Genomic DNA, 21,511 nt, shown 5'->3' on the forward strand with positions numbered 1-21,511 from the left:
CTTATATCCAGTAAATCATTTCAAATGGGAAATATTTTAAAATTTAATCATAATATGTTCATTCTTTCATGCAAAATGCCGTTCACGAAAGGCCATTACCGTCCGATGAAAGATAGAGCATTCCATAGAGATCGTTAAAAATAATACATTCAAATATTGAAAGGATGGTCCTCTTCCATGAACGTTGTAGATGCCCTGCTTAAAGTAATGCCTTATATCAGCCTGATCCTTAGAGAACCAGCTAGTTTAACTGTATATGATCACGAAAAGGTATTGGAGGTTATTACCACCGACAAGTTTGACCTTGGTTTTGAAAAAGGAATGCCACTCTTGGAATCGTATCAAAACTTTTCCATCTTAAAAAATGGAAGAGAAGCTACTCTCGCTACTCTCTCCAAGGACGTTTATGGTATCGAACTGGATATTTTGAACATTCCGATCTTTGATGATCACCAGAAAGTTGTTGCTGTTTTCTGTGTATCTTACGACCAATCTAACCAGAACCAACTTGAGGATATTATACAAGAAAATCAAACCATCAATGGTAACCTCGTTGATATGGTGCAACATGTCGCTGCTCATGCTGAAGAATTGCAAGCAACCAGTGAGCAGATCTTGCAGAACACAAGACTTGCTGTTCAGAACTCTTCCCAAATCAACAAAGTAGCCGGGTTCATTCGTGAAATCTCTGAGCAAACCAACTTGCTTGGCCTGAATGCCGCTATTGAAGCCGCTCGCGTTGGTGAAGCTGGTGCTGGTTTCGGTGTGGTTGCTTCCGAAGTACGCAAACTCTCTGTGGATGCCAAACAAGCTACAAGTGATATCGATACCAGTCTGAGAGATGTACAACAGGTCATCAAACAGATGGAAGTTGAAGTCTCCCAGATTGCAGCCTCTTCACAGGAACAAGCAACGCTTGTATCCTCCTTTACGGATGTGATTGAGCAGCTTAATGAAACAGGGGAGCGAATGAAAGTTCTGTCCGAACAACTGATCAGTTATTCCGTTAAAAATTAACCAAAACATATCTTTTGATGAACTTTGGCTAGTGCAAGAATACATTTTATATGCAACAAACAGGACTCGGGTTGCCCATGATGGATAATCCAAGTCCTGTTGTTTGTTGTGCCCATTTTATATAACCAACTACGTTCAGATAAAATCTTAATTGGTTACATGTATTGATTTATCTCCTATAACTTCTTCTTCCGACTGCCAGCATTCCACTTCACCCGGAATATGAATGCGGTCCCGCGTAAAGACGGGATCACGACCTTCAGCCTTTTGTTTCTTGTAGTCCTTCAACGCTTCAAAAGTCACCTTGGACAGCATCAGAATAGCAATCAAATTCACAACAACCATGAGCCCCATGAACAAGTCTGCTAAATCCCATACCAGCTGCACTTTGGCTACCGCACCAAACACCACCATCGCGATAACGCAAATGCGGTATACCCACAGCCAAACTTTGTTGGATTTGATAAACTCAATGTTGGTTTCTCCGTAGTAATAATTTCCGATTAGTGTACTGAAAGCAAACAGGAACACCATAACCGCCAGGAATCCTGATGCCCATGGACCAATATGTACACTTAATGCAGCCTGAGTTAATTCAATGCCACCCAGATTGGAGCCTTTGTATACCCCGGATAGCAAAATAATCATGGCTGTGCTTGTACATATCACTAACGTATCTGTCAGCACGCCAAACGCCTGAATAAGTCCCTGTTTCACCGGATGTGTTGCATCCGCCGTTGCAGCAGCATTCGGGGCGCTACCCATTCCCGCCTCATTGGAGAACAATCCGCGTTTCACACCGTTCATCAGTGCAGCACCTAACGTTCCGCCAGCTACCTGTTCGATGCCAAAGGCATTTTTGACAATCAACGCAATCATGGCCGGAAGCTGGGTAATGTTCGCCAGCACCACAAAAGCCGCCACCCCAATGTACAATACGGCCAGTACAACAACGATGTATTCCGATGCTTTTGCAATCCGCTTGACACCGCCCATGATAATTCCTGCAAATATCACAGCCATAATGATACCCACCGTTAACCGATCCGTGCCAAATGAGTTCTCAAATGCAACGGTAATCGTGTTAGACTGCACCGCATTGAAAACCAAACCGAATGAAAGTGTGATGAGAATGGCAAATAAAATCCCCATCCAGCGTTTGCCCAACCCACGTTCCATATAATATGCCGGACCCCCGCGGAATCCGCCCTTATCCTTCACTTTATAGATCTGAGCCAACGTACTCTCCACAAAACTGGAGGCTGACCCGATAATTGCAATGATCCACATCCAGAATATAGCCCCAGGTCCACCCAGTGCGATCGCCAGTGCAATACCGGTAATATTCCCCGTACCTACACGGGCCGCCATACTAATACAGAACGCCTGAAAAGGTGAAATTTTTCCTGGTACCTTGCTTTTCGGCTCTAGAAGCACCTTCACCATGTCTCCAATCATGCGGAATTGCATGAATCGGGTCTTGGTGGTGAAGTATATACCACATATTACCAATAGTATAATTAACACTTTGGACCATAGAAAATCATTGAAAATGACGACAATATCTTGTATTGTTTGCTCCATCGGTATGCCCCTTTTATGGTGTATTTCAAACACAGAGATGGTCACGTGAAAAGTTTGTACCATTCTGCACAACACTAGCCCCAGACTTCAGGATGTTACTTATACTACAAGGGCATCTACGGAAATCGACAAATACCTACATGCAATTCCTACATTTATTTTAAAAATGGGCTTTATCGCCCAATCATTGTCATTTAACCTGACATATCAGGTTCTATGCAAGAAGGAAAGGAACGATTACACTGGAACGAGAGTTCATGGCGGAGTTAACCCCCTTTACCATAGATTTCTCAATCACACCATTCGCAGAGAAAGGGAATGACTGACATGCGTTATTTTATCGTGGATGATGATCCCGGCGTTCGTTCCATGTTGATGGATATTATTGAGGATGAAGGCCTTGGCGATATTGCCGGGGAAGCTGAGGATGGAGCACATATTCACGCGGAAGTGTTGGAACTGCATAAGGTGGATATCCTGCTGATTGATCTGCTGATGCCACAACGAGACGGGATCCAGACTGTGCGGGCGCTTGAAGGAAGGTTCGAGGGCAAGATCGTCATGATCTCCCAGATCGAGTCGAAAAATATGATCGGAGAAGCCTATTCACTAGGCATTGAATATTATATTACGAAGCCGATTAACCGGTTAGAGATTCTATCTGTTCTGCGGCTGGTGAACGAAAGGCTTCGGATGCAGCAATCCATCGCTGATATTCAGAGGACATTGCAGGGATTGTCCGGTTTGAATTCTATCGAACGTGCTGCGGCTCCTGTTCCGGACAAAACAATTACGACTGCAGGACATTTCCTGCTGTCCGAGATGGGCATGATCGGCGAAGCAGGCAGCAGGGATCTGCTGGACATGCTGGAATATCTGGAGCAGGTAGAGACAGATGAGCATAAGCTGTCCCCCTATACGTTCCCATCCCTCAAAGACATCTTCCAGAATGTAGCGATACGTAAACTGGGAGAAGACGCCTCTCTCGCAGAGGTGAACAAGGAGATCAAGGCATCGGAACAACGTGTTCGAAGAGCCATCTTCCAGACTCTGAGCCATGTGGTTTCTCTGGGATTAACAGATTATACACATCCCAAATTCGAGAACTATGCATCCAAATTTTTCGATTTCACCGAAATTCGCAAGAAAATGCTGGAGCTGCAAAACAATGTGGAGCCTTCCTTGTCCCAGACACGCATTAATACAAAAAAGTTCGTGCAGGTCCTATATTTGGAAGCCAAACGATTGCTGCATTAAACAGATGCATGATGGATACAATGCCAAAACAAACGGGCATGAATATTACGCCGGTAGGATACCGCCTCATCAACTGAGGCTGTCCATACCGGCTATATTCATGCCCGTCTGTACGATCAAGCGTTACAATCTATATGATTTGTTTCGTGTATAAAATCAAAATCGCTTTGGGTTCAGGCCCGTGAATGGTTTCGGCTAATTCGGTTATACTCATTAATCAATTCGTCCAATGCCATAGACTGCCGAATCACATCGGGATGCCCAAGACCACCCTTGTTATGCTCTACCAGCATATGAAGGTTATGTCTGGCCTTCTCTATTTTATTTTTCAAATCCAAACTCATAACCATGACCCCTGATACCTCCTTATTCTGTGAACCATTTTAGTTTTTCCTGTCAATCTATAGTTGGATTAACATATGGCATAGGAGACAAGGATGTTTTGTATTCTTCTCCAAATTTTGATAAAGATTATTTTATCACACAAGAGCTGATCCGAAAATGGCTGATATGACGCAATTTTAGTGGTATTATCGTGGGTTGGATTCTAGCGTCTGGCCTCATCGTTCACCGCCAGAACGGATTGTGTCGTAAATGTGTATATTGAAAAAACAGAAAGTACATTGGTTCAAAAGGTAATAAAATCCCTTTCCATAATAGGGTCATTCAGGTACAATAGGGCGATGTGTGTGTCCGGACCCGGCGGATACAAATGATGTAATTTAGAGGACGGCCAACGACGGCCATTGATCCTGATTTGATATTATTGGAGGCTTAATCATCAACATGCAGACCGATTCACAGACTAAAGTCAAAATTGTTAACGCCGATCCCAGCGCAATGGGATTATTTGGGTTGGCTATCGTAACCCTGGTCGCTTCTTCCCAAAAGCTTGGCATTACGGATGGACTTAGCTACGCTATTCCTTGGGCGATCTTCCTGGGTGCCTTTGCCCAGCTATTCGCATGTATTCAAGATTCCAAACGCAACAATACCTTTGGCACAACGGCTTTTGGCGCGTACGCATTCTTCTGGTTTGCCATGGCGGCCAACTGGATGATCAAAATGGGTGTATTTGGCTCCACGCTTGCTGAACAGGCCGATGGCAAACAGCTCGGATTTGCTTTTGCCGGATACCTCGTATTCACCCTGTTCATGACAATCGGTGCGATTGAAGCGAATAAAGTATTGCTTATCATCTTCATTCTGATCGACTTCCTGTTCCTTGGCTTGACCTTTGACGCTTTCGGCGTAGCTCCTCACATTTTCCACACCATTGCAGCATACGCTGAAATGGCGATCGGAATTGTGTCCCTGTATGGTACAGGTGCTTCGGTACTGAACGCTCACTTCGGTTATGCGTTCTTGCCGATCGGCAAACCGTCCGGCATTTTCAAGCCTAAGGCTTAATATACAGCAGTTAACCGCCAGCGCGCCGGTCCGCGCCTGGCGGTTTTTTTGCAGTCTGACTTCATTTGAATATGTATCTAACCGACACCTATACTAGGGAATAATAGATTATAAAAAGACCCTGCAGCACCTGAAAAGAAATGTCACAGTAGCAATACTGTCAGGAGGAAAAAGCATGAGAGAGATACCGAAACCCACGGAGATGGATCAGGTGGAGAAAAAATATGTACGCGAAACACGTTGTTTCAAGACGGCACGGGTGTTCCCAACCGATGTCAACAATCATAATACGCTATTCGGCGGCAAGCTGATGTCCTACATCGATGATATTGCATCTATCGCCGCTTCCAAGCTATGCCGGGTCAATACCGTAACGGCCTCAACTGACTCGGTAGATTTCCTGTACCCGATTAACCCATCGGATTCGGTTACGCTTGAATCGTTCGCGTCCTGGACAGGACGCAGTTCCATGGAGATTTTTGTGAAAGTGATTCGAGAGGATCTGAAAACCGGAGAGAAGAAAATTGCAGCAACTGCATTTCTGACCTTTGTGGCCTTGGACGAAAATAATCGCAAACTGATCGTGCCTCGCATTATTCCGGAGACGGAAGAAGAAAAGAAATTATACGAGACCGCCCCGGATCGGGCGGCCATGCGGAAACAACGGCGGCAAGAGAGCAAGAAATTCGCTGACTTCCTGACCGTTACTTATCCTTGGGAATAAAAACAAGCTAAACAATAACAAGATTGAATACCAGCATTACATTATCTGGACGATGCCGGATAGATGGACACCGCTCTGTTATCCGGCAGTTCGCCACCCATGGAGACACACCACTGCTGATAGATGCGATACGCTGCACCACTCTCCAGCAATCCCTGACAAGTGTATATGCCCTCTTCGATGGAATTGACACGCCCCGCCACGTACAAGCGAAAACCTCCATTTAACAAGACCTGATTCACAAAAGCAATATGACCCTCACCGCTTAACACACTTTCCGCCACTTCAAGTTGCTTTGCAGCCGTCCAGACGAGCTCCGGCACGGGCATATCCAGTTCATAGGCTGCTGGATCAACCAATTCCAGCTTCATATCACTGTCTTCCACGGCGTATACGCGGGTTGGGCGATCAATATACAGATCTTCAGAACCTTCCATCCCCTGTACAACATAAGCACGAAGATAGTTAAACCGGGTGAGCAACTTCGCAATCCGATCCAGAAAGGTATTATGAAACACACCAAACACCAAATACGGTGAATGGTTATAATCAATCAGTTTCTCTGCTGTGTTAAACACCGTTCGAAAACCCAGCTCTTCCCGTAACGGACGAAGCTTGCGAAGAGGTTCGCACCAATCCTCGGAGGACACGTACATGACACCCGAACGCAATGCAGCGCTCCGGGCATCTTCCCGATCCATCTTGTGTGTATCAATACCCACTTCCTTCAACAGTACCGACAACGTGACGCCCCACTTGGGCGGTAAAGGATCACTTCCGTGCAAAGTCACCGGCAACCCGGCCGCCGCGAGTACAAACGCAACCGGAAACGTGGCCATGAACGACTTTGTCCGTCCATCATAAGGACCCGCACAGTCCAATCCATCCTGAAATGTGGTGAAACGTTCCGCACTGTTACGACAAGCATGAACAAAAGCTTCCAGCTCCTCGACGTTTTCCATTTTCATACGTTCAGCCATAAGAAACGCAGCCGTCTGGGCAGGGGAAACCTCCTGTTTCAGGATTTTCTCTGCAACGGTCAGTGCTTCTGTATAATTCAGATCACGCGAGCCTCGTTTCCCACGTCCGACCTCTCGGAGTATCTGAGACATATCCATGGAGAATCCTCCTTCCAATTAAGACTGGAGCAGTTGATGGGCCTTCACAATTGCTGTAGCTACATCGACCATCCGTTTGCGTTCATCCATCGCTTTTTTGCGTAACAGGTCATAGGCTTCGGCCTCCGAGATCTGCTTCAGATCACTGAGGATAGCCTTCGCCATATCAATCCACTTCCGATCTTCCAGCCTGGATTGCAATTGCTTCCGTTCCTGCTCCCACTGTTTGCGTTCCATGTAACGTCGGGCTGCAAAGTGAAGAGTCCAGTGAATCTCGGGCCCGGTCATGGATGGCGTAAGTATTCCATCAAATGAGGTTTCGACCTCGCAGGACTCTGCGGAGGAAGAGGCTGTGTCTGGCGCGCACCACCAAAGCAGTGGTGAATCCGACTTACCCTTTCCCAGGCAGTTCCCCCAGTATTCCACATCAGTCAGGGATAGGTGTAAAATGGATGCTTCCGCCTCACGAGCTAGCTTCAGCACCTCCGTTTCACTGCCTGCCACTTGTACATGGTACCCGTTTGCTCCCAGCAGCCTCTCCGGTGTCAGAGGGATTGCATCGGATGAGGCAGCTATCGTTGGTTGTACACGGATGACCAATAAAGATCGCATGATGGATCAATCCCTCCCTATTACGTATAGTCAGAGTCCATAACATTTAAGGCGTTAATACATGAAAGCAATAAATGTGTCATGTTACCTGACAAAAACCAAATAGTCACGATTATACGTTCTGAATTCAACATGTTGATAAGCACTTCATGCCTCGCCATCCTGCACTAAAAAAGGGTGAAACAGTGACCATGGCACCTTTTCTACAGTTTTATTCATAACCGGTATACTAATTTTATCTAAATCCTTCATTCTTATGAAGGTATGTCTGTAAAACGTCGTCGTCCCATTGATATTCCAATAAACTCATGTAAACATAATTAACTTTAAATTTCAAATACTTTTTTATGTTAACTATCTTGACATGGTTAGATCGATCTTTTATAGTTAAGCCATAACAACTCCATATTTGAATCGATCACAGTTACAACGGCGTAGCTGGTTGAAACGGCAATGAAGCCTGTTTTGCAATCTCGGAGCAAGGGATGCGTATGTATATGCGCAGTCCTCCGAGGCATAACAGGCTTTTTCGATTTTAGAGACAAGGTTTTGAGGCAGTTTGCAGAATGGACCTAAGGGGGCTAATCATAATGAGTACAACGAAAAAACTGGTGCTGGTCGGTAATGGCATGGCGGGAATCCGCACAATTGAACATATCCTTAAGCTTGCTCCGCATGCTTATGAAATTACAGTCTTCGGCGCAGAGCCGCATCCCAACTACAACCGTATCATGCTATCTTCTGTACTGGCAGGCGGAACAACGATCGAAGATATCGTAATCAACGAGTGGAGCTGGTACGAAGATAACGGCATTCGGGTATACCCCGGTGACCCAGTCGTTCAGATCAATGCCGAGCGCAAAGAAGTTGTATCTCAAAATGGTGTACGCGCAGCCTACGATGAGCTGATTATGGCAACCGGTTCACAGGCGTTCATCCTCCCGCTTCCCGGCGCTAACAAGGAAGGCGTGATCGGATTCCGAGATATTAAAGACTGCGAGACCATGATGGCAGCATCACAAAAGTATCGTAAAGCTGCCGTCATTGGAGGCGGATTGCTTGGACTGGAAGCAGCGCGGGGACTGCTTAATCTGGGCATGGACGTCACGGTCATCCATATTAACGGTCATCTGATGGACCGGAACCTGGATTTGCCGGCAGGCCTGATGCTCCAGCGTGAGCTTGAAGATCAGGGCATGAAGTTCCTTTTGAACAAACATACCGAAGAAATCACAGGCAAACATCGAGTGAAAGCCATTCGTTTCACCGATCAATCGGTGCTTGAAGCGGATCTGGTTGTCATGGCTGTCGGGATTCGTCCGCAGATTGAACTGGCTCGCAATACCGGCCTCGATGTGAATCGCGGAGTCATTGTAGATGATTATATGCATACCAGCATCCCTGGCATCTCTGCCGTTGGCGAATGTGCAGAACATCGCGGTATTGCCTACGGACTGGTAGCTCCATTATATGAACAAGGTATGGTGCTCGCAAAACGCCTGGCTGGCGCGGCAACCGAAGGATACGAAGGTTCAGTCACTTCTACCAAGCTGAAAGTATCAGGTGTTGACGTATTCTCTGCCGGACAATTCAAAGACGCTGCAGACACTCGCAGCATTCGTATTCAGGATGACGTCGATGGTGTGTACAAAAAGATGGTGATCAAAGAAGGACAGCTGATCGGAGCTGTATTGTTCGGGGATACCACAGATGGCGCTTCTCTATTTTCCCTCATTAAGAGTGGTGAGAACATCAGTGGTCGGGAGAAAGAAATTTTGCTCGGTGTACCTTCCGGTAGTTCGGCCTCGGGCCCATCTGTCGCAGAACGCATGGCGAGTATGCCGGATGACGAGATCGTCTGTGGTTGTAACGGTGTTACCAAAGCTTCCATCGGGGACGCGGTTCTGAATAAAGGCTGTAATACACTGGGTGCAATCAAGTCCTGTACCAAAGCTTCCGCTTCTTGCGGTGGCTGCAAACCTATTATCGAAAATCTGCTCACGTATTATGCCGGTGATAATGTAGGCGAACAGACCAAAGAAGGCATCTGTGGCTGTACGTCCTATGATCGGGATGAGATTGTTGCTCAGATCAAGGAGATGGGACTCAAAAGCGTGAAGGAAGTCATGAATGTTCTCGGGTGGAATGAACCGGAAGGTTGCTCCAAGTGCCGTCCTTCCCTCAACTATTATCTCGGTATGATCTGGCCGGCTGAATACACAGACGAGCGTGTATCCAAATTCACCAATGAACGCTATCATGCCAACATCCAGAAGGACGGTACCTACTCCGTTATTCCACGGATCTATGGTGGTGTTACTTCTCCAGCGGAATTGATCAAAATTGCAACTGTTGCAGAGAAATACGATGTGCCTTTGGTGAAATTCACGGGTGGACAACGACTCGATCTGCTCGGTGTACAGAAGGAGAACCTGCCGAAGATCTGGGAGGAACTCGATATGCCTTCCGGCTTTGGTTATGGCAAAGCGCTTCGTACGGTGAAGACTTGTGTAGGTAATACGTTCTGCCGATTCGGCACACAGGATTCCATTGAGATGGGTATTCGTCTGGAGAAAAAACTCGACAAGATGGTAGCTCCAGCCAAAGTGAAACTCGCTGTCTCGGGATGTCCGCGGAACTGTGCTGAAGCGACCATCAAAGATCTGGGTGTTGTCGCCATTGATGGCGCTTGGGAGATTCATGTTGGCGGTAACGCGGGAGTCAAGGTTCGTGCAGCCGAGTTGCTCTGTACGGTGAAGACCGATGCGGAAGTGGAAGAGTGGACTTACTCTTACCTGCAGTACTATAGAGAGAACGCAAAATGGAATGAGAGAACAGCGGCATGGATTGAACGGGTTGGTCTGGATCATGTGAAGGAAGCATTGGCGGATCGGGATGTACGTCTCGCTCTGGTTGAACGTCTGGAAGTTACACTGGGTCACACGGTTGATCCTTGGAAGGAAATCATTGAAGATGAGAAATTACGTAAAAACTTCACCCCACTGTCCGGTGCCGAGCCGGTAACCCACTAGAAGAGGAGGAACAGCGATGAACAAATTCCGGATTGGACACCTTGCGGATATTGATGAAAAGGGAGCACGGACATTCCTGATACAGGACACCGAAATTGCCGTCTTCAAACTGAGCGACGGAAGTCTGCACGCCGTCGAGAATCGCTGCCCTCACAAGGGCGGCAAGCTGTCGGAAGGCATGGTGTGCGGGACAGCTGTTCATTGTCCTTTGCATGATTGGAAGATTGATCTGCGTAACGGTAAGGTACATGAGCCGGATGAAGGCTGCTTGAATACCTACAAAACAGAAGTGGATGGCAACAGCGGAGAAATTTACATCACGATTGCGGGCTAAATGCTAGAGATACCCTGACATCAAGGAGGCGTGCGCTATGGATTTTGTTAAACCTGCAGAAGTGCTGCAATCGATGGTCGAAGCTGGTGAGAGCAAGGCCAGAATGAACCGGGTACAGATGCTGATCCGCGGTTTTCTGGCGGGGGCTATCCTTGCCTTTGCAACGACACTGGCATATACCGCTGTATCTCAAACTTCCGTTGGTTTGGCAGGTGCACTGATATTCCCGGCTGGATTCGCCATTATTATTCTACTGGGTCTTGAATTGGTGACAGGAAACTTTGCGTTGCTTCCACTCGCAGTGATGAAACGTAGAGTAACATGGATGGAGATGCTCCGAAATTATTTTTGGGTGATTACCGGTCATCTGATCGGATGTGCTTTCTATGCTCTCTTATACGGCCTGACCATTACCAAGATGGGTACGGATATGAGCAACCCTCTAATTCAAACGCTGATCCAGACCAGTGAAGGCAAGACACTGGGGTATCAGCACTTGGGCGGGGCTGGCATTGTTCTGGTCACCATCAAAGCCATTCTATGTAACTGGATGGTCACACTCGGGGCAGTGATGGCAATGACGTCCACTTCTACACTGGGTAAAATCGTAGCGATGTGGCTGCCCATTACGATATTTTTCGCTCAGGGATTTGAGCATGCTGTGGTAAATATGTTCGTCATTCCGGCAGGTATGATGCTTGGTGCACAGGTCAGTCTCGCTGACTGGTGGCTGTGGAATCAGATCCCGGTATTGGTGGGTAACCTCATTGGAGGAGCTGTATTTACAGGCCTCGGTCTATATGCTGCACACCACTGGGGAAATCCAGTAAAGCTATCGACCAGACTGGCGACCATTCAGGGTGGTCGTTCAGGATTGGCAAGTTCCGATGCTGGACCGAAACTGGGGACACGATCATGAGTCGGGGCCTGGTTAGTATTATTGGCGCTGGTCCTGGAGATCCGGATCTGATTACGGTAAAAGCCCTGAAACGTATTCAGTCTGCAGATGTCATTATGTATGATCGGCTAGTGAATGATCAATTGCTCGCTGTGGCTCGTGAAGGAGCACTCCGCATCTACTGCGGCAAGGCGCCAGGCCTTCATTCCATGAGTCAGGAGATGATTGGACGGATGCTGGCTGCACATGCGGCGGAAGGCAAACAAGTTGTAAGACTCAAGGGTGGCGATCCGTTTATCTTTGGCCGTGGTGGTGAAGAAGCGCTTGTGCTGGCGGAAGCAGGGATTGCATTTGAGATCATTCCTGGCATCACTTCGGCTGTAGGTACATCCGCTTCATCCCTTATTCCGTTAACCCATCGCGGGGTTGCTTCATCCTTCGCATGTGTCACGGGAACCGGCAGTGATGGAAGTGTATCTTCGGTCCGCTGGGACCTGCTGGCCCATAGTGTAGATACGTTGGTCATCTACATGGGTATTAGCCAACTGCCCCAGATCCAACATGAATTGCTTCACCATGGCAAAAGCGGACACACCCCTGCGGCTTTAATCGAACGGGGAACCACTTCGGAGGAACGCATCATTACCGGCACACTTGCCGAACTCCACTCCCTCGCCAAGTCGCATAAAGTGATTAATCCGGCATTAATTATGATCGGCGAGTCTGTCCTGATCCGCGAACAGCTGCTTCAGATGCAACAGGCGGCGAACGCATCCATGACCGGATAATCTGACTTAATCCAACAGCATACGCTCATGAATAGTCCGACCCTTCTGCCCTGGTTCAATCAGCAGACGGGTCGGTTTGATGTTAATCAGCGCCGTAAGCTGCTCTCCCATATAATGCGCAGAATATTTGAATCCAATCTCTGCCCAATGCATGATCACGCCTACCGTAGCAGATACCAGATAACTTAACATGATGTCGTAATTAATCGTCCACTCACTATCCTCGGTCACCAATACAAAATCTTCGGTTAGATACGTTCTAAACATATTGCACAGCCGGGAACCCATATCCGAATGCATCGTTATTAATGCACGAAAGATATCCTGATGGGCTTCAATATATTCGAATACAGGCATCGTGGATGGCAGCAATGCAGTCATGTCCACTTCTTTGAGCTGTGCGTATGGTTCTGCATAAGCTCGCCCCACTCCCTGCATGAAATCATCCAGTATGAACTGCAACAACTCCGGTTTGCCGGGAAAATGTAAATAGAAGGTTCCTCGGTTGTAATCCGCCCGCTCCGTAATATCCCGAATGGTTAAAGCGTCTGCTCCCTTCTCCACTATCAAAGAAACCGCCGCAGCGATGATCGCATCCTGCGTTCTTCGTGCTCTCCGGTCCTGAGGATGTTCAATGATCAACATTCTCGCCTCCTTTGTTCATTATTGTAATATAAATGAACACCGCTTACATCTCTGTCCGATAGCTGACATATGCGCTGTCAATGATTATTGTCACACGGCTATGTATATCTTAACATTGAGACAGGAAAGATAGACGACAGGTTGAAACTTTTTTTGAGAAATACCTGCCAATAATGAATAAGGAGCGGATAATCATGAGTACAACTTATACACATACAGCCGTTATTACAGGAGCAGCCGGAGGCATTGGTAAAGAATTGGCACGCCGCCTTGCTGAGCGCAAAATCAACTTGGTTCTGGTGGACCTGAATGAAGAAGCCATCCAGCAGACGATTACTGATCTGAACCTCGACAAAGAGCACGTCATCGCCGTAAAAGCGAACGTATCCCAAGAAGCAGACGTGAAAAACTATGTGCAAAAAGCATTGAATGCTTTTGGTCGAATCGATTATTTTGCCAACAATGCCGGAATTGAAGGTCCAACAGGACTGATCGAAGACCTGAGTGTTGAAGCACTCGACACCGTATATAACGTCAACATTCGTGGGGTATTCCTGGGTCTGCAAAATGTCATTCCAGTGATGAAAAAACAAAAATCCGGTGCGATTCTCAATACCTCTTCCCTCGCGGGTCTGATGGGTGCACCTGCTGTGTCTCCATATATTATGTCCAAACATGCCGTAGTTGGTCTCACGCGTACCGCTGCGAATGAACTGGCACCTTATAATATCCGGGTTAACGCTGTATTGCCAGGTACAATCAACACACGTATGATGCGTCAGATCGAAGCTAATTCCGGTAACGTGGAAGATTATCAATCAGCAACCGTGTCCAGTATTCCAATGGGCCGTTATGGTGAACCGGAAGAAGTCGCTGCAGTAATGAACTTCCTGTTGTCCGAAGAAGCATCCTATGTAACAGCTTCCCTCTACACTGTAGATGGCGGCATGATGGGACAATAAGAAGCTGCAAACGGTAGGATTGATAGAGATTGGGTCGATAGAACTTCAAGTCCATCCTTAGAAAAGTTATACCGACAGGTATTCCCGAAGGAATGCCTGGTCGCTACAATCTAAAAAAGGCCTCAACACCACAGTATTGTGGAGTTGAGGTCTTTTTGACAGTACAGCACTTGCCATGCATAAGGTTGCATCTGTGAAAATGTCTTTTGAAACAGCCAGTTAACGCCTCGTTGCACCTTGTGTTTACTCTAACGAATCTAGGACACCTTATATCAGCTAATAGAGCTTATTTCCCGAACTAACGAATCTCAGACACGCTAATTCCGCGGAAATGCTTTAACTGCATGGGAAAGTCCTAAAATCCAGAGAATAACACGTCTCAGATTCGTTACATTCCCAAGCGAGCGAGAAATACCCGAATAAGGCATGTCAGGTTCGTTAAATTTTGCGTACACTTAACTTAATCGACGTATCCCGCGTGACCCTTGTCCATCAAGTAATCCATCTCAGCATCCAGGATGCTTTCCACGGTCAACTCATCCAGCTTCACATCTTTGCGACTAAGGATGTAGTCAGCCAGATCATCGCCGTCAATATCCACATCGTTACCTTTGGAATTTTCATGCGCCTTGTTGATGTACGCTTGCTCATGCTTCAGCACAAGGGCGATATTCGCCTGGCTTGCCTTCGTTTTATCTGCAATATACTGCATCATTTCTTGTTCATTAATTGCGTTTGCTTCTGCCACGTCAGTTCATCTCCTTGATTCATACATACTGTTGCCATTGTAGCATAGGTTAACCCATTACAGGCAGAACTTATGCCTGACCAACGATTATAGAGCGGGAGCGAAGGATAAGTGTAGAGATAGCTCATCACTCTGCCCCTACGACAACCGCACGTAAAATGTTGCGCCTTCTCCGACCACGCTTCGAGCGTACAGCTCTCCTTTGTGCTGATCCACAATGGAGCGAGCAATCGCCAGCCCCAGACCATGCCCACCATGTTTGCGTGCTCTTGACGAATCGGTGCGATAGAATCGATCGAAGATCCGATCCAGATGTTCCGGCGCAATGCCTTCCCCTGTATTGGACACGGCTAGCATGACATCATTATTCTGTTTCTGGAGGGTGACGTTTACGGCGCCTTTTGGACCGGAATACTTCACCGCATTATCGAGCAGGATCAGAATGACCTGTTTGATCTGCTCACTGTTCCCATAAACCGTAAGATTCGGCTCAATGTTGTAATCGAGGGAGATATTTTTCTCAAAAATAACGGCCTCCATCGGCAAAATAATACTCTCTACCGCATCACTCATATTAAACTTCGCATGAATCATCGTGGAGCGTGAGTCGTCCATCTGTGTCAGATAGAGCAGATCATTCGTAAGTCCGGTCATGCGCTCGGTTTCCGACTTGATATAGTGCAGCCACTTCGCCTGGTTCGCTATGGTATCCTCCTGATTCGCGAGCAGTACGTCGGCATTGGTATTGATGATCGCCAGAGGTGTCTTTAGCTCATGAGAAGCATCACCGATGAATTGTTTTTGTTTCTCAAACGCTTCCCTAACCGGTGCAATGGAACGATTCGCAAAATAACGGCTCAAGAAGTAGATCACAATCAGCATAACCAGTCCGACAACTGCAAATGTATAGATCAGATTCGTAAGAATACCTTGTTGTGCCGTCACATCAATGAAGACAATCATATGCCCATCACCGCTCGGATCAACCACATAGGCCCAGTCCGTTCCATCCAGCGCAAATTGTCCAGTCTGCCGTCCCGAATCACCAACTTTATCTTGGTCAACCTTTTGCAACGCCTCGGTGTAGAACGTATCTTCCATATCAAAGCGGGAATGCGTATCCGTAATCTTCCACTGGTCGTCCGTCTTAATCATGAATGAAACGGAACGTGCCGGAGGTGAGTTGGGATTACCCCCCGGTCCTTCATTATCACCACCCATGGCATCGGAGGGAAACGAATCTGTACCGGAACCCTGTCCTTCCCCGCGCGGCATCTTGGATGAATTATAAGGACTGTGATAGAAATCGGACACCTTGTACAACTCCATATTTGTCTCACGTTGCACATTCTGATACGTAATTGTATAGATCGTCGCAAATGCCACCAGCATCATAATAGATATGGACAACAGATTCACGATCAGGAATCGATTTCGGAGTTTCTTGAACATCAGGACGTCACCTCAAGCACATACCCCACACCCCGAATCGTGTTAATGCGAACAGCAGAGTTCAGGAAGGTTAATTTTTTGCGCAAAAACGATATATAAACCTCCACATTGTTATACTCCACTTCCGAATCAAATCCCCATAACTTCTCAATAATCTGCTCTTTGGAGGTAATCGCCTGTTTGCGGGCAATCAACAGCTCCAGCAGTTCATTCTCCTTCAGATTCAACTTGATCTCTTTACCCTGTACGCTCAGCTTCAACTGGGTTGTATTCAGCTCAATGTCGCCAAACTTCAGCCCATCCTCGGGAACCACTTCACCCTTCCGCCGTAAAGCTGCACGAATCCGGGCTAACAATTCCTCTGTGGCAAAAGGCTTGGCGATATAATCATCGGCACCATAATCGAGCCCTGTGACTTTGTCCGATAGTTCACCCTTGGCAGTAAGCAGAATGACAGGCGTATGAATGCCTTCACTGCGAAGTTTCTTCAGGACGGTGATCCCGTCCATCTCCGGCATCATGATGTCGAGTAGTAACAGGTCGTAGATGCCGCTCTGCGCATAATCGAGTCCTGACCTGCCGTCGTGGACCATGTCCACGGAGTAGTTGTTTTTTTTCAAAATCTGCGACACAGCCTCTGCCAAATGAACCTCATCTTCCGCAATTAATATTCTCATCATCTATTCATTCCTCTGCTTGAATTATTCGTCTTCATGAACCCTTGTATGATATCGCCTATTCTATCAATCAAACCTTGAATCAATCTTAATTCATTTTGTGCATGCGCACTATTATAGGAAGGTAAAAAAATGTTAACGCAATGTAAAACCATTTAAGATTCATTCAAGGTTGGGGCTCTAAGATACAGACATGGAAGCAATACACGATGCAACAAAACATACAACCCACCAACGAAAGGAATGAGTCCCACATGGCTATTGAAGTATTCAACCGATATGAGAGCAAGTACCTTCTGACGGATGAGCAGTACGCACATTTCTACAATGACCTGCTGAAATACATGGAGCTGGATGCCTACAACAAGAAACATGAGTACTACTCCATCAGTAACCTGTACTTCGACACTCCGCAGGATTCGCTGATCCGCGCCAGTCTCTCCAAACCAAAATACAAGGAGAAGCTGAGACTGCGGGCTTATGGAATACCTGAAGAGAATGCCAAAGTGTATCTGGAGATCAAAAAGAAAGTATTTGGCCTGGTGAACAAACGCAGAACAGCCTTGAAGTTGGATGAAGCTTACGAATTCGTTCGTTCGGGACAGGCACCGGAGCTCGCGGATTACATGAACAAACAGGTTGTCGAAGAGATCAAATATTTCCTCCGGGTATACGATCTGGAACCGAAAGTGTATCTGGCGTATGAGCGCAAAGCACTCTTTGACAAGAACAGCCGGGATCTCCGCATTACCTTTGATACCAACATCCGCAGTCGTAGATACGATCTGAAGCTGGAACAGGGAGATTACGGCGAACCGCTGGTGAAGGACGGTCGATGGCTGATGGAAGTAAAAGCCGAGAAAACCGTTCCGCTGTGGCTGTCGCAACTGCTCTGTGAGCATGGTCTATACCGCACCGGATTCTCCAAATACGGTAACGAGTACAGACACCTGGTGAGAACAACCAACCTGAATTACCAGACAGAGCGCATTCTTGTACCAGGTACCGATTTCAACCCATCCATAGAACAAGATAAAACGATTATAGAAAGAGAGCGTGTCCTATATGCTTGATTCACTGTTCAGTTCAGCCCTAACCGATACCAACCTGACGTTTAACAACGCAGTCATTACTATTGGTCTTGCCATCATTCTGGGATTGGTCATCAGCCTCACCTACATGAAGACTAACCAAAACACATACTCCCAGAGCTTCACCTTAACGATGGTTGTCCTGCCCGTCATTGTCGCTATTATCATCCTACTCATCGGCAGCAACATCGCACGAGCTTTCAGCCTGGCAGGTGCCTTCTCGATCATCCGATTCCGAAGTGCCCCTGGTGATCCAAAGGACATTGCTTACGTATTGTTCACGATGGCTTCCGGTCTTGCTTGCGGTGTAGGCGCTTTTGGATACGCGGTTCTGTTCACCATTATCCTGTGTGTACTGATGTTTGTCCTGAGTCGCTTCAACTTCGGCGGCAAGAAAAGTCAGCTGAAAACGCTGAAAGTCACCATCCCCGAAAACTTGAGTTATGAAGAAGCACTTAATGAAGTGTTCCATACATTCAATGTACCTTTTGATCTGAAAAAAATCAGAACCACTGAACTCGGCAGTCTGTATGAGCTGGTCTACAGTGTAACCATTCACGAAAGTGTTAGCCAAAAGGAATTCCTCGATGCGATCCGCACACGGAACGGCAACCTGGATATCTCGTTAACCATGAGTCCAACAACAGAATATTAATTTTTAATTCGAAGGGAACGATCTAATATGAAGAAAAACATGATAACAGGCAGCAAACTTTGGTCCATCGCCATGATTACCAGTCTACTCGCAGCATGCAGTTCACCAGCAACGACAAGCACAACGGCCAATGCCGCAACGTCAACGACAGGAACAACCAAAACGGTATCTGTCAGCGAGCAAACTTCAGTAAAATATGCAGATCTGGTCTCTCTGGATGCTGACGATACCAATATTATCTGGAGTGAGGCGGATTCCACAGCGATTAAACTGAATGGCACAACTGCAACGGTGACTGGTTCGGGTGCCAAAGCAGCGAATGGTTCGGTAACCATCTCCGAAGCAGGTACTTATGTACTTAGCGGTGAGCTAACGGATGGCCAGATCATGGTTAACGTTGCCGATAAGGGCACTGTACATCTCGTATTAAACGGAGCAACCATTCATGATAACGACAGTGCAGCGATCTACATTCAGAAGGCTGGTAAAGCGGTGATTACGCTCGAAAAAGGAACCAAGAATACCATTTCCGATGGTAAAACGTATGTGTACGCCGATGCTACGATAGATGAGCCGGATGCTGCGATCTTCAGCAAAGCGGATCTTACGTTCAACGGTGCAGGTCAATTGACCGTCACAGGTAACTATAATGAAGGTATTACGAGCAAGGATGATCTGAAAGTCATTAGCGGTAACATCAGTGTCAAAGCAGCCGATGACGGCATCAAAGGTAAGGATATGGTCGCTATTCAAGCGGGTACGATTACCATTCAAGCCGAAGGCGACGGTATCAAATCGACCAATGACACGGATACCACCAAAGGTTACGTTGCTATCGCAGGAGGTACCTTCGATATTCAAAGTGGCAACGATGGTATTCAAGCCGAAACCGCACTTGTTGCGGATGGAGGCACATACAACATTGTAACGGGCGGCGGTAGTGCCAATGCACCAGCCAAAGTTGAAGAAGGTCCATTTGGCGGCGGTGGCGGTGGATGGGGCGGCGGCACACCACCAACAGATATGGGCACACCACCAGATGGCGAACCACCTGCGGATATGCCAGAGATGCCTAATAACAGCGGTACAAATGCAGGTGCTAATACGAATGACGCAGCAGCATCCAACTCTGCCAATGCAACAGCAACAACGGATAACAATGCTGATGCGGACACTGCTACAACAGCAACGGAGTCCACAAGTGCCAAAGCACTCAAAGCAGGAACAGACCTTACAATTAATGGCGGTGCGTATACCATTGATTCCATGGATGATTCCCTGCACAGCAACAATAACGTAACCATCAACGATGGAACATTCAGCATTGAATCCGGTGATGACGGCATCCATGCCGATCAGGCCCTTACGATTAACGGTGGAACCATCACCATTGCGAAGAGCTACGAAGGACTTGAGGGGGCAGTCATCACCCTGAACGATGGGGATGTGGATGTAACAGCATCCGATGATGGCGTAAATGCTGCAGGTGGCGAGACGGAAACAGCTGCGAATACAGCGGCAAGTACAGATAGCGCTACTACAGCAACCGATGCCGCAACGACTTCCAACATCTCTGTAACCGAAACGACGGGCACAACATCAACTACCGATCAGGCATCCCAAGGTACAGCTACTACTCAGCAAGGACGTGGACCGGGCGGTATGGGCGGTGCGGCAGCGAGCAATAACGAGTTCCACATTAACGGCGGTACACTCACGGTGAACGCAGGTGGTGACGGACTGGATTCCAATGGTTCCATTAACATGACTGGTGGAACGGTTATTGTGAACGGACCGACGGATAGCGGCAACGGAGCACTGGATTATGACGGCACCTTTGAAATCAGTGGTGGATACCTCGTGGCTGCCGGAAGCTCTGGTATGGCACAAGGAACATCCGATGCGTCTACGCAAAACACCATTGTGATGACATTCCCTGCAACGCAAAAAGCTGGAACACTTGTACATGTACAAGACAACGAAGGCAACAACATTCTGACATTCGCTCCGGCAAAAGATTATCAAACCGTGGTTGTCAGCTCACCGGATCTTGCAAAAGATGGTTCCTACGTGGTCTACTCCGGTGGTACATCAACAGGTAAAGCGGTAGATGGACTCTACACAGACGGTACGTATAGCGGTGGAACTCAAGTGGTTGCCTTCCAATCGACAAGCAATGTAACTTGGGTCAATGAATCTGGTGTAACTACAGCCAATTCAGGTATGGGTGGTCCAGGAGGAGGCCGTGGTCAAGGTGGCTTCGGAGGCGGCAGAAACAGATCCCAATCCGGTACAACATCCGACAGCACAGGCACTACCGATTCTGCAAAATAATACGTGCGGTAAACAATAATCAAGCAATCTCTTGCCCCAACTCAAAGGCGAGACAAAAAGGCCCCGAATCACTTCATAGTGAGTTCGGGGCCTTTTTCGTATCCTCATTCTTACGTGGTATCTGCATTACTATGATATGAAGCGCACTCTTTCATCCATTAACGTTATGGCAG

20 protein-coding genes are annotated in these 21,511 nt (G+C 47.2%); 12 read left to right on the forward strand and 8 right to left on the reverse strand.

Annotated elements, in window-relative coordinates:
• The first annotated feature begins 177 nt into the window (after positions 1 to 177).
• A complete protein-coding gene (locus tag MKZ13_RS29980) occupies positions 178 to 1,017 on the forward strand; it encodes a methyl-accepting chemotaxis protein (protein WP_339180520.1) in 840 nt (279 codons plus the stop codon).
• Between the two features lie 147 nt (positions 1,018 to 1,164).
• On the opposite strand, the gene MKZ13_RS29985 is transcribed toward MKZ13_RS29980, so the two are convergent.
• Entirely contained in the window at positions 1,165 to 2,601 is a 1,437-nt protein-coding gene (locus MKZ13_RS29985; protein ID WP_339180522.1) for an alanine/glycine:cation symporter family protein, read from the reverse strand.
• 327 nt (positions 2,602 to 2,928) lie between these two features.
• Here MKZ13_RS29985 and MKZ13_RS29990 point away from each other — a divergent pair, with 327 nt between their 5' ends.
• On the forward strand, positions 2,929 to 3,858 hold the full coding sequence (locus tag MKZ13_RS29990; RefSeq protein WP_339180525.1) for a response regulator: 930 nt from the start codon (positions 2,929 to 2,931) through the stop codon (positions 3,856 to 3,858).
• A gap of 173 nt (positions 3,859 to 4,031) precedes the next feature.
• On the opposite strand, the gene MKZ13_RS29995 is transcribed toward MKZ13_RS29990, so the two are convergent.
• Complete coding sequence (locus MKZ13_RS29995; protein WP_017691636.1) at positions 4,032 to 4,208, reverse strand: aspartyl-phosphate phosphatase Spo0E family protein; 177 nt, start codon at positions 4,206 to 4,208, stop codon at positions 4,032 to 4,034.
• Positions 4,209 to 4,644: 436 nt separating this feature from the next.
• Here MKZ13_RS29995 and MKZ13_RS30000 point away from each other — a divergent pair, with 436 nt between their 5' ends.
• Positions 4,645 to 5,268: a GPR1/FUN34/YaaH family transporter gene (locus MKZ13_RS30000; protein ID WP_091012490.1), complete on the forward strand. Its 624-nt coding sequence runs from the start codon at positions 4,645 to 4,647 to the stop codon at positions 5,266 to 5,268.
• A gap of 211 nt (positions 5,269 to 5,479) precedes the next feature.
• Positions 5,480 to 5,992, forward strand: a complete 513-nt coding sequence (locus MKZ13_RS30005) for an acyl-CoA thioesterase (protein ID WP_339185475.1) — start codon at positions 5,480 to 5,482, stop codon at positions 5,990 to 5,992.
• Positions 5,993 to 6,033: 41 nt separating this feature from the next.
• Here the strand turns inward: MKZ13_RS30005 and MKZ13_RS30010 are convergent, their stop codons facing one another.
• Both MKZ13_RS30010 and MKZ13_RS30015 read right to left on the reverse strand, forming a co-directional pair.
• On the reverse strand, positions 6,034 to 7,110 hold the full coding sequence (locus MKZ13_RS30010; protein WP_339180528.1) for an anthranilate phosphoribosyltransferase: 1,077 nt from the start codon (positions 7,108 to 7,110) through the stop codon (positions 6,034 to 6,036).
• A gap of 18 nt (positions 7,111 to 7,128) precedes the next feature.
• Positions 7,129 to 7,722 (reverse strand): ANTAR domain-containing protein, encoded by a 594-nt coding sequence (locus MKZ13_RS30015; protein WP_339180530.1) that lies wholly within the window; start codon positions 7,720 to 7,722, stop codon positions 7,129 to 7,131.
• 590 nt (positions 7,723 to 8,312) lie between these two features.
• Here MKZ13_RS30015 and nirB point away from each other — a divergent pair.
• From nirB to cobA, 4 genes are read left to right on the forward strand one after another with little or no spacing between them, the layout of a single operon-like run.
• Positions 8,313 to 10,754 carry a nitrite reductase large subunit NirB gene (nirB, locus tag MKZ13_RS30020; protein WP_339180532.1) on the forward strand — a complete coding sequence of 814 codons (2,442 nt, stop codon included), beginning with the start codon at positions 8,313 to 8,315 and terminating at the stop codon, positions 10,752 to 10,754.
• A gap of 16 nt (positions 10,755 to 10,770) precedes the next feature.
• Positions 10,771 to 11,088, forward strand: coding sequence for a nitrite reductase small subunit NirD (nirD, locus tag MKZ13_RS30025; RefSeq protein WP_074092734.1), 318 nt, complete (start codon positions 10,771 to 10,773; stop codon positions 11,086 to 11,088).
• Between the two features lie 37 nt (positions 11,089 to 11,125).
• Complete coding sequence (locus MKZ13_RS30030; protein WP_339180535.1) at positions 11,126 to 12,007, forward strand: formate/nitrite transporter family protein; 882 nt, start codon at positions 11,126 to 11,128, stop codon at positions 12,005 to 12,007.
• The gene (gene cobA / locus MKZ13_RS30035; RefSeq protein WP_221819963.1) at positions 12,004 to 12,774 is read left to right on the forward strand and encodes a uroporphyrinogen-III C-methyltransferase; all 771 of its coding nucleotides are present in this window, start codon (positions 12,004 to 12,006) and stop codon (positions 12,772 to 12,774) included. The genes MKZ13_RS30030 and cobA overlap by 4 nt, the downstream gene beginning before the upstream one ends.
• Positions 12,775 to 12,780: 6 nt before the next feature.
• Here the strand turns inward: cobA and MKZ13_RS30040 are convergent, their stop codons facing one another.
• The gene (locus tag MKZ13_RS30040) at positions 12,781 to 13,419 is read right to left on the reverse strand and encodes a TetR family transcriptional regulator (protein ID WP_221819964.1); all 639 of its coding nucleotides are present in this window, start codon (positions 13,417 to 13,419) and stop codon (positions 12,781 to 12,783) included.
• A gap of 194 nt (positions 13,420 to 13,613) precedes the next feature.
• Between MKZ13_RS30040 and MKZ13_RS30045 the strand changes: the two genes are divergently transcribed.
• Entirely contained in the window at positions 13,614 to 14,381 is a 768-nt protein-coding gene (locus tag MKZ13_RS30045; RefSeq protein ID WP_221819966.1) for an SDR family oxidoreductase, read from the forward strand.
• A 460-nt stretch (positions 14,382 to 14,841) separates the two neighbouring features.
• On the opposite strand, the gene MKZ13_RS30050 is transcribed toward MKZ13_RS30045, so the two are convergent.
• The 3 genes from MKZ13_RS30050 to MKZ13_RS30060 form a co-directional block, all read right to left on the reverse strand.
• Positions 14,842 to 15,096, reverse strand: coding sequence for a hypothetical protein (locus tag MKZ13_RS30050; RefSeq protein ID WP_047841084.1), 255 nt, complete (start codon positions 15,094 to 15,096; stop codon positions 14,842 to 14,844).
• A 171-nt stretch (positions 15,097 to 15,267) separates the two neighbouring features.
• A complete protein-coding gene (locus MKZ13_RS30055) occupies positions 15,268 to 16,581 on the reverse strand; it encodes a HAMP domain-containing sensor histidine kinase (RefSeq protein WP_221819968.1) in 1,314 nt (437 codons plus the stop codon).
• A complete protein-coding gene (locus MKZ13_RS30060; protein WP_047841085.1) occupies positions 16,581 to 17,258 on the reverse strand; it encodes a response regulator transcription factor in 678 nt (225 codons plus the stop codon). The genes MKZ13_RS30055 and MKZ13_RS30060 overlap by 1 nt, the downstream gene beginning before the upstream one ends.
• A gap of 254 nt (positions 17,259 to 17,512) precedes the next feature.
• On the opposite strand from MKZ13_RS30060, the gene MKZ13_RS30065 reads away from it, so the two are divergent.
• The 3 genes from MKZ13_RS30065 to MKZ13_RS30075 are packed head-to-tail and all read left to right on the forward strand — an operon-like array spanning position 17,513 to position 21,338.
• Complete coding sequence (locus MKZ13_RS30065; RefSeq protein ID WP_221819970.1) at positions 17,513 to 18,331, forward strand: polyphosphate polymerase domain-containing protein; 819 nt, start codon at positions 17,513 to 17,515, stop codon at positions 18,329 to 18,331.
• Positions 18,324 to 19,004 (forward strand): DUF4956 domain-containing protein, encoded by a 681-nt coding sequence (locus MKZ13_RS30070; protein ID WP_221819971.1) that lies wholly within the window; start codon positions 18,324 to 18,326, stop codon positions 19,002 to 19,004. Before MKZ13_RS30065 ends, MKZ13_RS30070 begins: the two co-directional genes overlap by 8 nt.
• Before the next feature lie 27 nt (positions 19,005 to 19,031).
• A complete protein-coding gene (locus tag MKZ13_RS30075; protein ID WP_221819972.1) occupies positions 19,032 to 21,338 on the forward strand; it encodes a carbohydrate-binding domain-containing protein in 2,307 nt (768 codons plus the stop codon).
• The last annotated feature ends 173 nt before the right edge of the window (positions 21,339 to 21,511 follow it).

The organism is Paenibacillus sp. FSL R5-0701 (assembly GCF_037973995.1).
Lineage (GTDB): Bacteria > Bacillota > Bacilli > Paenibacillales > Paenibacillaceae > Paenibacillus.